The organism is Salinimonas sediminis (assembly GCF_003429285.1).
GTDB lineage: Bacteria > Pseudomonadota > Gammaproteobacteria > Enterobacterales > Alteromonadaceae > Alteromonas > Alteromonas indica.
In genome coordinates this window covers 3,097,677-3,110,714 of sequence record NZ_CP031769.1, presented here as the reverse complement: position 1 = coordinate 3,110,714, position 13,038 = coordinate 3,097,677, and the positions used below count along the sequence as shown (strand labels likewise).

At 47.1% G+C, this 13,038-nt stretch carries 11 protein-coding genes; 4 read left to right on the top strand and 7 right to left on the bottom strand.

Features of this window, described 5'->3' with window-relative positions; genetic code table 11:
- Positions 1-51: 51 nt before the first annotated feature.
- The gene (locus D0Y50_RS13810; RefSeq protein ID WP_170145514.1) at positions 52-972 is read right to left on the bottom strand and encodes a glycosyltransferase; all 921 of its coding nucleotides are present in this window, start codon (positions 970-972) and stop codon (positions 52-54) included.
- Positions 973-1,366: 394 nt separating this feature from the next.
- Positions 1,367-2,122, bottom strand: a complete 756-nt coding sequence (gene pepA / locus D0Y50_RS13805; RefSeq protein ID WP_117317419.1) for a flocculation-associated PEP-CTERM protein PepA — start codon at positions 2,120-2,122, stop codon at positions 1,367-1,369.
- Between the two features lie 128 nt (positions 2,123-2,250).
- On the opposite strand from pepA (D0Y50_RS13805), the gene D0Y50_RS13800 reads away from it, so the two are divergent.
- Positions 2,251-2,529, top strand: a complete 279-nt coding sequence (locus D0Y50_RS13800) for a hypothetical protein (RefSeq protein ID WP_117317421.1) — start codon at positions 2,251-2,253, stop codon at positions 2,527-2,529.
- Positions 2,530-2,771: 242 nt separating this feature from the next.
- Here the strand turns inward: D0Y50_RS13800 and pepA (D0Y50_RS13795) are convergent, their stop codons facing one another.
- The 4 genes from pepA (D0Y50_RS13795) to D0Y50_RS13780 form a co-directional block, all read right to left on the bottom strand.
- Positions 2,772-3,527: a flocculation-associated PEP-CTERM protein PepA gene (pepA, locus tag D0Y50_RS13795; RefSeq protein WP_117317419.1), complete on the bottom strand. Its 756-nt coding sequence runs from the start codon at positions 3,525-3,527 to the stop codon at positions 2,772-2,774.
- Positions 3,528-3,980: 453 nt separating this feature from the next.
- Complete coding sequence (gene prsT / locus D0Y50_RS13790) at positions 3,981-6,551, bottom strand: XrtA/PEP-CTERM system TPR-repeat protein PrsT (protein WP_117317417.1); 2,571 nt, start codon at positions 6,549-6,551, stop codon at positions 3,981-3,983.
- A gap of 278 nt (positions 6,552-6,829) precedes the next feature.
- A complete protein-coding gene (pepA, locus tag D0Y50_RS13785; protein ID WP_108565939.1) occupies positions 6,830-7,585 on the bottom strand; it encodes a flocculation-associated PEP-CTERM protein PepA in 756 nt (251 codons plus the stop codon).
- A 157-nt stretch (positions 7,586-7,742) separates the two neighbouring features.
- Positions 7,743-8,600 carry a ThiF family adenylyltransferase gene (locus tag D0Y50_RS13780; protein ID WP_117317415.1) on the bottom strand — a complete coding sequence of 286 codons (858 nt, stop codon included), beginning with the start codon at positions 8,598-8,600 and terminating at the stop codon, positions 7,743-7,745.
- Positions 8,601-8,784: 184 nt separating this feature from the next.
- On the opposite strand from D0Y50_RS13780, the gene D0Y50_RS13775 reads away from it, so the two are divergent.
- The 3 genes from D0Y50_RS13775 to D0Y50_RS13765 all read left to right on the top strand — a co-directional run bounded on the left by D0Y50_RS13775 (position 8,785) and on the right by D0Y50_RS13765 (position 11,949).
- Positions 8,785-9,558: a S1 family peptidase gene (locus D0Y50_RS13775; RefSeq protein ID WP_232366265.1), complete on the top strand. Its 774-nt coding sequence runs from the start codon at positions 8,785-8,787 to the stop codon at positions 9,556-9,558.
- 86 nt (positions 9,559-9,644) lie between these two features.
- Complete coding sequence (gene tviB, locus D0Y50_RS13770; RefSeq protein ID WP_108565941.1) at positions 9,645-10,919, top strand: Vi polysaccharide biosynthesis UDP-N-acetylglucosamine C-6 dehydrogenase TviB; 1,275 nt, start codon at positions 9,645-9,647, stop codon at positions 10,917-10,919.
- A 13-nt stretch (positions 10,920-10,932) separates the two neighbouring features.
- Positions 10,933-11,949 carry an NAD-dependent epimerase gene (locus D0Y50_RS13765; protein WP_108565942.1) on the top strand — a complete coding sequence of 339 codons (1,017 nt, stop codon included), beginning with the start codon at positions 10,933-10,935 and terminating at the stop codon, positions 11,947-11,949.
- 138 nt (positions 11,950-12,087) lie between these two features.
- Here D0Y50_RS13765 and D0Y50_RS13760 read toward each other — a convergent pair whose 3' ends face one another.
- Positions 12,088-12,975, bottom strand: a complete 888-nt coding sequence (locus tag D0Y50_RS13760) for a PEP-CTERM/exosortase system-associated acyltransferase (RefSeq protein ID WP_232366264.1) — start codon at positions 12,973-12,975, stop codon at positions 12,088-12,090.
- Between the last annotated feature and the right edge of the window lie 63 nt (positions 12,976-13,038).

The following is a 13,038-nucleotide window of genomic DNA, read 5'->3' as shown; positions in this document are numbered from 1 at the left end:
TTCCTGGGTAATGCTGAGGAAGCTTTTTATAAATGGGCGCCTGCTGAAGCGTTAGCGCCTGAGTAATTTTTTAGCCGCATATTTAAAGGCGTATTGGCGATATTCGCCATCGCGTAGCAGATGGTGCCCGATGGTCCCCAGCTCGCGACGTCCTATGTGGCGATTAAACAATATCTGGGCGTTCAAACGGCGTAGCGATTTAGCCCTGAGTTTAAGCAATGCTATAAGTTTTTGATCATTTTTAACCGAGGGCAACGCCAGCAGGCCCAGGGTATCTTGCGCCATTTTGGGGTAATTAGGTATAGTTTGGCTCAATCCTGAGTCACGGGTGGTATATAAATACAGCGGGGCATTAAGCACCACAAAGCGTGCATCAAAAAATAATACCTGGGCCAACAACATAAAATCTTCACCGTGGCGTATGGTGGTGGAATACTGCAAATTATGTTCGCGTAACAATGTCAGTCTGAACACCGGTTTTAGTAAGCCGTAATCCGCTTCCTGAGAGTATGGTCGGGCACCGTTCACAAACTGATATTTGCTTACTGTGGTGGCGTTTTCAGTTTGGTTAAGCCCTTTTTCAAGATGAGTATTGCGCGCCACATCAAACCAGTAAAAGTTGGTTGCCACAATATCAGGCTGATGGGTAGTAATAGCTTCGGTAACCGTGGCCACAAATGTCTCGGCGATAGCATCGTCGGCATCCAGCACCGCCACCCATTCGCCACTCGCCACCTGTAAACCTTTGTTACGCGCTGCGGAAGGCCCGCCATTAGTTGCTAAATGATGTACTTTCACTCTGCTGTGCTCAGCGGCGATGGCGTCTAATACGGTGGCAGTATGGTCGGTTGATGCGTCGTTCACCACAATAATTTCGTGGGGCAATACCGACTGGTTTAGTGCGCTTTGAATAGCCCGATCAATGAAAGCTGCCGCATTATACGCAGCAATAATAATACTAATGGTAGGCAAGACGGAGTCCTTGATAACTACTAACGTCAGTACAAAATAATACCCCCTTTAATATCACGAAAAGGGATGAGGCGCCAAAGCTTCGCGGCTTTTTAAGCACATTTGTATGCAATGAAAAGGCGAGGGGCAATCGGCATCAATCAATTAAACGGTGTCAGAATAATTTACAGTCACCAGCCCGACCGTATTATACGTGATAAACGCTGGTTTTAGCGGCAATTGCCCGGGCGCACTTTTAGGCATATTGACCCGCCGCCTAAACATAGGTTCAGCAGGTAGGTTATTGGGTAGGTGGCAAAAAATTTATTGCCCTGCTTACACACTAACAGGCACAAAAAAGGCGACTTACGTCGCCTTTTTCAAATCAAAACTGTGTGCGCTAAAGCAATGGTTATTATGCTTTGCGGCGGCTGGTTGCACCCAGGCCAAGCAAGCCAAGGGCTAACACTGCCAGTGTAGAAGGTTCTGGCACTTCGTAAAACTGGGCGCTAACGTCACCAGTAGTCGATTGCTTGCCGGTTGGGTCGAACGTATCGAAGTCACCGTTTACATTAACCATCATAGAGAATGGCTGTGGTGATACGAAGTACTGGTCGCCAGCAGCAGTCAGTTCAAAGTTGAAGAAGTCAAAGTTGAACGACGTAGTTGTTACACCATTTGATGTAACTGAAGAGCCCAGGTTAGCGCCTAGCGAGCTAGAACCACCTAACAGGATATCATCAGCCGTGTTCATCAAAGACAAGTCAGAGAAATTCGCGATGTCGGTGTTGTTGTCAGCATCCAGATAGAACTGGAAGCCACCTTGTGTACCCACAAAGTTAAAACCATTCGCGGTTTCAGTTACTGTGCCTTGGGCATCAAATGTTGCATAAAGCGTATAGAACGAGTTCAGGCCAGAGCCTTTAACAGAACGACCAGCATTGAAGAACTGACCGAATGTTGCGAACGCGTCTGCGTTGAAGTTACCTGCACCGTCAAACGTCAGGTTTTCAACGTAACCACCGTTAAGTTTGTTAGCTGTGATAACTGAACCACCAGCGAAAGCAGAGCCTTCATCCACTTTAAATTCTACGAAGTCAGCGTAGCTAGAGAAAGAAGCAGCGATACCAGCAGTCAATGCTAAAGATTTAACCAGGGCCTTGATTTTCATAAACTTATTATTTATCCAAAAGGGAAATGGCCAAATGAGCCACGCTATAGACAAAGCATATACAGTGCCAACTTTTTATCTCTATGTTTTATATGGAATATTATCGTTTTTAAGAGGATTTTGCGTTAATGGTTGTAAAAATAATTGACTGCATATGGCGCTTTAAACGGGCAGGCGTTAAACAGCTCAAGCCCATGTATAAAGCGTTTCTCACAACATTAAGCTGTTGTGTTTGCGTTTTTGCTAGCCATATTTTCAGTCGTATTGATTACTGCAATCCTCAGGCGGTAGGCCGCAAGGAGGCCAAATGCTGTGATTATCTTTCGCAAGCCTTTGGTACAGATCAGCAAGCTAACGCAGGGGATCGTATTTATACGATGAAAAGCGGGGAAGGGGCTCGCATTTAAAGCCGCGCGCTTAGGTGTAATCTCCAGCATAAAAGTAAGATTTAGGTAAGGCTCACTAAGATGACCTGGCTAACGCAGTAACATAGCTTCCCCGTAAGAGGGGCGAAATTAATTTAGCGAACTAGCCAGATACGTTTGTGTTAGAAAGAGGCTGTTTCGGTTGATACAAACTAACAGGCACAAAAAAGGCGACTTACGTCGCCTTTTTCACATCAAAACTGTGTGCGCTAAAGCAATGGTTATTATGCTTTGCGGCGGCTGGTTGCACCCAGGCCAAGCAAGCCAAGGGCTAACACTGCCAGTGTAGAAGGTTCTGGCACTTCGTAAAACTGGGCGCTAACGTCACCAGTAGTCGATTGCTTGCCGGTTGGGTCGAACGTATCGAAGTCACCGTTTACATTAACCATCATAGAGAACGGCTGTGGTGATACGAAGTACTGGTCGCCAGCAGCAGTCAGTTCAAAGTTGAAGAAGTCAAAGTTGAACGACGTAGTTGTTACACCATTTGATGTAACTGAAGAGCCCAGGTTAGCGCCTAGCGAGCTAGAACCACCTAACAGGATATCATCAGCCGTGTTCATCAAAGACAAGTCAGAGAAATTCGCGATGTCGGTGTTGTTGTCAGCATCCAGATAGAACTGGAAGCCACCTTGTGTACCCACAAAGTTAAAACCATTCGCGGTTTCAGTTACTGTGCCTTGGGCATCAAATGTTGCATAAAGCGTATAGAACGAGTTCAGGCCAGAGCCTTTAACAGAACGACCAGCATTGAAGAACTGACCGAATGTTGCGAACGCGTCTGCGTTGAAGTTACCTGCACCGTCAAACGTCAGGTTTTCAACGTAACCACCGTTAAGTTTGTTAGCTGTGATAACTGAACCACCAGCGAAAGCAGAGCCTTCATCCACTTTAAATTCTACGAAATCAGCGTAGCTAGAGAAAGAAGCAGCGATACCAGCAGTCAGTGCTAAAGATTTAACCAGGGCCTTGATTTTCATAAACTTATTATTTATCCAAAAGGGAAATGGCCAAATGAGCCACGCTATAGATAAAGCATATACAGTGCCAACTTTTTAACTTAATGATTGTTAAGGTTTATTTACTTTATTAAGCCCGCGATCTTGATGTCAGTGTAAAGTTTATTGACTAGGTTTGGTTAAAAATAAACCTGACCTATCCTTCTTTTGGGTTCGGCTAACAGGATACGGGTTTAGGGCAAAGCAAAGAGCAAAGAGGAAAGAGGAAAAAGGCTCGAGACAGGAGTAATCTGGTTATGTGGGGGCTGATATGAAAAAAGCGTGGGTAGGAGAGGGCGTATCACAGCAAGGCGTTATAAGCCACAGGAAGGTGATAAGTGGAGATAGTACAACATGCTGCTAGTTAGGCACGCGATAAGCCATCAGATAAGTGTTTAACACCTATCTGATGGCATTGGGGGGCCCTAAGCCATTTTACATTTTGGCTTCTATCTGGCTTTTGGTAGACAATAACGTCTGGTTTGCCGGCTTGATTTTAAGGGCTTTACGTATCCATTGGTGCGCTTCATCAAGCTGGTTTTGCTCGCTCATTAACCAGGCCATATTGTTCATGGCTACCCAGTTCTCAGGTTGTTTTTGCAGAATTTGCTGGTAGTAATTAATTGCCTCTTGCGGGCTATCTTTAGCCAGTTCGCTGGCCAGCATCATCTGCGCATTAGCGTTACCGCCGGTAGAGTCCACGTATTTTTTAAGCATACTAATCGCTTCTTCTTGCTGATCAGTTTCTTTCAATGCTTGATAGTAATACTGCGCCGTAACACCGTTAGCGTTTTTCTCGTAAGAAGACGCCAATTGGGTTACCGCCGCCGACGCATTCCCCAGCGCCAGGTTAGCCCGGCCTGCCAGCATTAAACCTTCAGCAGAGCCTTTGGCTTGTTCGCTGGCTTCGTCCAGGGCACTTTGTGCTTTGGCCGCGGCATTTTTACTTAGCTGAATACGCGCCTTTATAAACGCCCCTTCATCTTTAATCGCCGGGTCGTTTTGCGATATTGCCTGCAAAGTTTTTAACGCATCGTTAGGGCGGTTAGTCATTGCCTGAGCTTTGGCTAACGTGATCATCATGGTGTCGTTAGTGCGGTCCTGAATAACCAGTTTGCGAAGCAAATCTACCGCTTTTTGTGGCTGGTTAGTTTTCAGGTAGGCATCACCCATCAGGTAAACCGCCATGGGCGTATCAATGTCGTTAAAGGCGCTTTTCTCGCCAATTTCTACTACCTGGGTATATTGGGCTGCCAGGTAATTAGCATACAACCGTGAAAACGCTGTGGTGTTCTCGCGCTTACTTAACGAGTCAATTAATTGCTGTGGGTTATTGCCTTTAGCCTGAATACTTCTGAATGCACCCAAAATGGCATTTTTGTTATTTGGCGCAAGCTCCAGTACCTTATTGAACAGCGACAACGCCATATCAAAATCTTTCAGGTTATAAGCCCGTAACGCTTTATTGTTCAAAGCGGCTTTATTTTCCGGGTCCAGTTTTAATACTTTGTCGTAGATGCCGGGCAGGGCGTCGTAGTTTTCCACATACTTTTCAAGTTCAGCAGAAATAAGGTAGTTTTGTACATTGTCCGGCTCGTCGTTAATCCATTGCTTAAGTAATGAACGAGCTTCGTCAATTTCTCCCGATGAGGTTTTTAGCGATAACAGCAGCAATTTAGACTGCGAAGTATCACCAGAACCGGCTTCAGACACAATTGCATTACTGGCGGTTTCGATAAGTTGCATACCGGACGTATCGCCAGATAACACCTTCAGTACACCTAACTGCTGGCGGGTTCGATCATCATCAATTTTGCTTTCATCAATATCCCGAAGCAAGCTGCTGGCCTGGCGCCGGTCGCCATTACCCAACAATTTTACGCTGGTTGCTGCGGCCAGGGTTTCGTTTTGCTTCACCAGTTCGGGGTTGCTGGCCAGTACATTAAAGGCATCGCGTGACGCTCCAACCTGCAATTTCGCCGCCACGTACATTTGCTTGGCGGGGTGGGTGGCTGGCACATCGTTAATAATTTTTGCCAGATGCTGAATAGCCTGTTCGTAATTGCCTACGCGAAAGTTAGTTAACCCTGCAATATACGAGGTAAGCGGCGAATTTAACCCGCCACCAATTGCCCGTTCAATTAAACTGTTGGCTTTGGCAAAGTCTTCTTCAGACACGGCAATCAGCGCTTTTTGCTGATTAGCCAACGGCTGGTCGTTAAACCGTTTCAAAATAGCGTTAACGTGGGGCTTGGCTTCTTCAAATTCGTTCTTTTGAATGTATGCTTCAGCGATATTTAAATTAAGCCGCAAATACGCAGGTTTTTCGTCCAGCATACGTTTATAGGTGTCAATCGACAGGTCGTAGTCTTTCATGCGGTAAGCAATTTCAGCTACCAGCGAACTAATTAACCAGTTCTCTTTGAAGTTTTGCGCGGCGTCAGCTAATACTTCTTTGTTCGCGGTATCCTGTTTGATCAGGTAAGTTTCAATAATTTGGCCAAGCATGGCAATGTCTTTGTCATCAGCCTGTAGCGCTTCTTTTAACGTCGCGCGTGCCTTCGGCGAGTTTCCGCTGCGCGCTGCCAGTAAGGCTGAAATGGCCTGGCCTTTAGCTTTGGCCGTAGCGCTAAGATCGTCTTCAAGATCAGCTAAAATGGTATCGAACTGGTCAACATCAGAGCTTGAGTACAACGCAGAAAAATATTCGCCAGCGTAATCTGAAATATCGCTACCCATTGAGCTGGCGCGTTCGAATGAGCTAACCGCGCCTTCCATATCGCCTAATGCATAGTATGTCTGGGCCAGCAGCACCCGTGCGTTGGCGTCGTTGGGGGCTTCTTGCACTGCGTTTCTAAGAGTTAACGCAGCTTCATGATAATTTTCTGATTTATAGGCATCTTCGGCATTTTGAATTTGCTGCTCTAATGAGGGCTGGCCACAACCTGCAAGCAAGCTTAATGAAACAATACCTGCGAGGGTGGACTTAACTAGCATTCTATCCATACTGAACTACTTTACCTTTTTAAAATTTATGGCTTACTGTAAGCCTAAAGTTTAAGAAAAGAAAGACTACGCATGTCTCAGGCAAGTAGATTCATAGGCTATGCGGGGAGTGAATATAGGCTTTGAGCGTGAAACAACCCAAACGGCAAGCTCATGGGTGGTTTATTATTAGCAATTACAGCAGGTTAGAGAAGGTGTAAAAATAGCTGACAATAATATAGCAGGCATAAAAAAAGGCGACTTACGTCGCCTTTTCAAAATCTGTGTCTAAGCAGTAATTATGCTTTACGACGGCTGGTTGCACCCAGGCCTAACAGACCAAGAGCAAGTACAGCTAGAGTAGATGGCTCTGGAACTTCGTAGAACTGTGCACTTACGTCACCAGTAGTTGACTGAGAACCACTTGGATCGAATGTGTCGAAGTCGCCGTTTACGTTAACCATCATAGAGAATGGCTGAGGCATTACGAAGTACTGGTCGCCTTCAGCAGTCAGTTCGAAATCAAAGAAATCGAAGTTGAATGATGTAGTTGTTACGCCGCCAACTGTAGTAGAAGAACCCAGGTTAGCACCCAGAGAAGCTGAAGTACCTAACAGGATGTCATCAGCAGTGTTCATCAGAGACAGGTCAGAGAAATCTGCTACGTCTGTGTCGTTGCTCGCATCAAGATAGAACTGGAAGCCGCCTTGGTCGCCAACAAAGTTGAAGCCTTGAGCAGTTTCAGTTACTGAACCTTCAGCAGAGAACGTTGCATACAGAGTGTAGAAGTTGTTAAGGCCAGAGCCTTTAACTGAACTACCGTTGTTGAAGAACTGACCGAATGTAGCGAAAGCGTCAGCAGTGAAACCGCCTGAACCGTCGAAAGTCAGGTTTTCAACATAACCACCGTTGATTTTGTCAGCGTTGATTGTAGAGCCACCTGCGAAAGCAGTTCCTTCGTCTACAGTGAATTCTACGAAGTCAGCATAGCTAGAGAAAGAAGCAGCGATACCTGCAGTTAGCGCTAAAGATTTTACCAATGTTTTGATTTTCATAACCATCTCCATATTCCAATAAGAGGGGCTCAACTAAGCCACGCTAGAGATAGTGCAGTTATGGTGCCAACTTTTTATCTTGATGTTTTAGAATGCTTTTTCTGTTTTCTTATACTTTTGTTTAACCCGGGTGTAAATTTTCTCGACACCAAATTGGTTAATCATCACTCACTATGCGTTCCGCTATCTTAAATTTCAGGCGTTGCACTAAGCCGCGGTTACCCCGGGGCAGGTGCGTGCGCGAAAATTTATTGCGATACGCATCAAAATGCAGCCCGTAGGGGGCGCATTCTACCGCGCCACGGTTGAGCAAAATTTTAAGCGCATAGGTTTCGGCCATTCCCGCGCACAGGTTTACCGCCATCGGCGTCGACGGCCCACGGCGTTCTTTAAAGCTCACCGCGCTTTCATCCATTAAGTAACCACGTTGTAACATGGCTGGCGACAAGCCAATTAAAAACTGAATTAACTGGCCTTCCACGGTGGCTTTGTCCTCAAACCGAAAATATTCTTCAAACGTCATTTTACCGGGCATAAAGCATAGCAGGGCGCTGCCCATCCCCAGCGGCGCTGCGGTAACTACCGGAATGCCTTTGTCGTAACATTTCTGAAAAACCAGTTTGCGCGCTGCCAGCGCAAAAAAGTCCAGGCTGTCTATATAAAGGTCGACGTCGGCTAAAAAGGCATCCACATTGTCTTCTGTTACCCCTTCACCGAATTCCCTAATGTCTATTTCAGGGTTAATGTCGTGCACCATGGTCCTCATCACGTCCATTTTATTTTTTCCCACCGTCGACATAAACGCGCCGGCCTGACGGTTAAAATTGTGCACATCAAATTCATCAAAGTCCGATAAATTAATATTGCCTACCCCAAGCCGTGCCAAGGTCAGGGCATGCAGGCTACCAACGCCGCCACAGCCCGCAATGGCAACCCGTTTGGTGCGCAGCTGAGCCTGTTCCTGTTGGGTGACCCAGCCTATATTGCGTGAGAATGCTACATCGTAATCAAACACGTCTGAATCTCTTTAAAATAAACCGATGGCGATAGTATAGATAATTTATCGCCAGCATGGCGAATTTCACCAGTACGGTTAGGTATGTATTAGGCCGCTATTCATGCATACTATCGCACATGAGGCAACTAAATAATGGTTGTACAGCAGTAGCTAATTAGCATAGTCAGGCAGGAGCGAACGGGTGAAAGTGGGAAAACTGGCAGGGTTATGGCTGTGGTGTATCAGCCTGGTATGCCCGGTGCAGGCGAGCGGGCTGGTAGCGCAAGTCGAAAAACTCAAACCTGCTGTGGTAGGCGTGGGCCTGGTGGCCCCGCTGGCCACGGTCAGCCATCAGCTTAAAGGCACCGGGTTTGTTATTGGCGATGGCCATTATGTGGTCACCAACGAACATGTTATTGCGACCCCGGTGCCCGACAATATAAAATATCAGCGCGCGGTATTTGCCGGCCATGGCCGTCAGGGTAAAGTGATTCCGGTCGAAAAAATCTATGCCGATACTACCCATGATCTGGCAATTTTAAAGTTGGCTGAAAAACTTCCGACACTGGCCTTACAGCAACCCGCGGCAATTATACCTGATGGCAGTGATATTGCGGCTACGGGCTTTCCGATTGGCGGCGTGTTAGGGCTGTACCCGGCCACCCATAAAGGGATTGTGGCGGCCTACACACCTACCATTATCGCGGCCAAAAATAGTCAGCAAATTTCTGAACGTTTCATGCAGGGCCTGCGTAATCCGTTCATGGTTTATCAGCTGGATATTGTGGCGTACCCCGGCAGCAGTGGCAGCCCGGTGTATTTGCCCGAAACTGGCGAAGTATTTGCGGTTATAAATAAAGTATTTGTACAACAGACCAAAGAATCGGCAATCACCCAGCCTAGTGGCATAACCTATGCTATACCTGTAGAGCATGTCTATGCGCTGGCTCGCCAACATAATATTCCTATGCACTAAATGAAATACCCTTAGCGTGTATAAGATCGTTTCCTTGCATAATAAAATGTGCAAACATCATTAAAAATAATGAGCGTTGTATTTGTATGTCAGTAGAATTTAAAAAAATTGCCGTTATCGGTTTAGGTTATGTGGGGCTACCGCTGGCCGTGGCGTTTGGTAAGTACCGGGCTACGGTAGGGTTTGATATTAATACCCGCCGCGTGCAGGAACTGCAAAGTGGCAAAGACCACACCCTGGAAGTGTCCTCAGAAGAACTAACAGGCGCTCAGCATCTGAGCTTTACGGCCGACAAAGCGGCCCTGGCAGATTGCGACGTAATTATTGTTACGGTGCCGACGCCAATTGATAAAAACAAGCAACCTGACATGACGCCGCTGCACAAAGCCAGCGAAATGATTGGTCAGGTGATCAGCCCTAACACCGTGGTTATTTACGAGTCTACGGTGTATCCAGGGGCGACCGAAGAATACTGTATCCCTCTGATTGAGCAGCAGTCAGGCTTAACCTTTAACCAGGATTTCTTCGCCGGCTATAGCCCCGAGCGGATTAACCCGGGCGATAAAACGCACCGGCTTGAGTCGATTGTAAAAGTTACCTCGGGCAGTACGCCAGAGATTGCCGACAAGGTCGATGCGCTGTACCAGGAAATAATTAAAGCCGGTACGCATAAGGCGTCGTCTATCAAAGTAGCAGAAGCGGCGAAAGTGATTGAAAACACCCAGCGCGACCTTAACATTGCCCTGATCAACGAATTGGCAATGATTTTTGATAAAGCCGGTATTGATACCGAAGAAGTGTTGGAAGCGGCTGGCAGCAAGTGGAACTTTTTACCGTTCAGACCAGGTCTGGTTGGCGGCCACTGTATTGGCGTAGACCCCTATTACCTGACCCATAAAGCAGAAGAGTTGGGCCATCACCCTGATGTTATTCTGGCGGGACGCCGAATTAACGACAGAATGGGCGAGTACGTGGTGTCGCGGTTAGTTAAAACCATGCTTAAAAAGCAAATTATGGTGAATGGGGCAAATGTGTTGCTGTTGGGTATCACATTTAAGGAAAACTGCCCGGATATCCGGAATACTAAAGTAGTCGATATTGCTACCGAGCTGCGCGATTACAACGTTAACCTGGATATTTACGACCCATGGGCCGAACCGGACGAAGTTTTGCATGAGTATGGCCTGAACCTGGTGAACGCGCCGGTGGAAGGTAAGTACGACGCGGTTATTGGCGCAGTAGCGCATCATCAGTTTAAAACACTGTCAAAAGATGAGTTACGGGCCCTGTGCAAACCTGACTCGGTTATTTTTGATTTGAAATATATGTTTGATAAAGCAAGCGTAGATATTCGCTTATAAGGATTTGTAAATAATGAAAGTGCTTGTTACCGGAGCGGCGGGTTTTATTGGTTCGCATGTCTCAATGTATTTGCTTGAGCGTGGCGACGAAGTAGTTGGCCTGGATAACCTGAACGACTATTACGACCCTACGCTTAAAGAAGCGCGGCTGGAGCGAATTAACGCGCTACCCAGTGCTGACAAATTCCGTTTTGTTAAGCTGGCGGTAGAAGATCGTGACGGTATGGAAACCCTGTTTGCCGAAGAAAAGTTCGACAAAGTGGTGCACTTAGCTGCCCAGGCCGGGGTGCGGTATTCTATTGAAAACCCCCATGCGTATATCGACTCGAATATTGTCGGTTTTATGAATATTCTGGAAGGGTGCCGACACAATCAGGTTAAACACCTGGTTTATGCGTCGTCCAGTTCCGTATACGGGGCTAACGAAAGCATGCCTTTTGCCGTAGAAGACAACGTGGATCACCCCATGTCGTTGTATGCCGCCAGTAAGAAAGCCAATGAGCTGATGGCCCATACCTATAGCAACCTGTACAACCTGCCTACCACTGGCCTGCGCTTCTTTACCGTTTACGGGCCGTGGGGTCGTCCTGATATGGCGCTGTTCCTGTTTGCCAAAGCCATTATGGAAGACAAGCCAATTAAAGTGTTTAACCACGGTAACCACCGTCGGGATTTCACGTATATTGATGACATTGTAGAAGGCATTATCCGCACGCTGGACAATACCGCAGAAGCTGATCCTAACTGGACAGGTGAAAAACCTAATCCGGGCAGCAGCAAGGTACCCTGGAAGGTGTATAACATTGGCGCCCAGACGCCGGTGCATTTGCTTACCTACATTGAAACGTTGGAAAAAGCGCTGGGTAAAGAAGCTGAAAAAGAGCTGTTACCACTACAACCGGGCGATGTACCAGATACCTACGCCGATGTAGAAGCACTGGTTAACGATACCGGCTATCGTCCGACGACTACCATCGAAACCGGCATTAATAACTTTGTGGCCTGGTACAAAGACTATTACAAGGTGTAATGCCTGATAGGCTGAATGTGTTTGGCCCGCCAATATCAAAAAGCGCATTGTATAATGCGCTTTTTTTATGGGTGACGTATGGCTGGCGTAGTGTGGTTAAAGGTGAACGAGACCGTAAATAGGGGGCAGCTGGCCAGGCTACAGGGCACTTAAGGGCATTGGCTTGGCCAGGTGGCGTAACTCTTCATCAAAAAAGGTTTCTACCGCGGGCAACTGGCCGCGAATACTGTCTCTGATTGAATTAAGCATGACCGCAAAGCCTGGTTTCAGGCTATCCATTAACAGTTCCCGGTTAATGTAATAGGGCGCGCGTTTGCCGTGGTAATCCACCACCGGGCCAATTTGCTCAAACTTAATACCCACAAAGCTCATACTACGTGCCAGACGCGGCTCCATCATAACGAACGCGTGGGCAATATTGCTTTCAATGGCAGTGGCAGCCGCGGCAAAGTACAGGCCAATGGCAATAAACGGAAAACAGCGTAGTTCGGTTTCAGAATAAGCCTGCTGGTTAATAACACCGGTAGCGGCACCGGCAAACCGGTCCATTTGACGCCGACGGAACTGCGCGGGCACTGCCAGCCGCGAAATTTCGCAAATATCTTTGCGGTCGAAATTCTGCGGGTTCAGGTCGTGCCGGGTAATCGAATTCAAACAGTATTTTTCAATTGGCAGTAACTGGTTGTCTTGTAACGGGCGCACAATGCGCACTGTACCTGCCAGCTCGTCGCTGTTTAAATGGCGTATCAGGCAGTGCCGGGAAAAGTCGTCAAACTCGTCTACCTCGAGGCCGTCAGGTTTTTTAGGCTCAAATTTAAGCTCGTCACAATACACTTTGTGGCGTATTTGAAAAACCGCTTCGCGCAGCTCCTGCGAGCTGGCCATCACCGGCGACAGGTAACTGCCAAAGTGAGTCGAAATGTAATTCGCTTCGCGCAGCTGTTGGTAGCCTTTAACCAGCTTTCCCAGCTTGGTTTTACCAACCCGACGTGTCAGGTTGCTCATCATCGTTTGTTTATTAGCCATAAGAATACTACTGAAGTAAAGTCACACCACATCCACGCTACGCTCACGCGGTACTAATCAGGC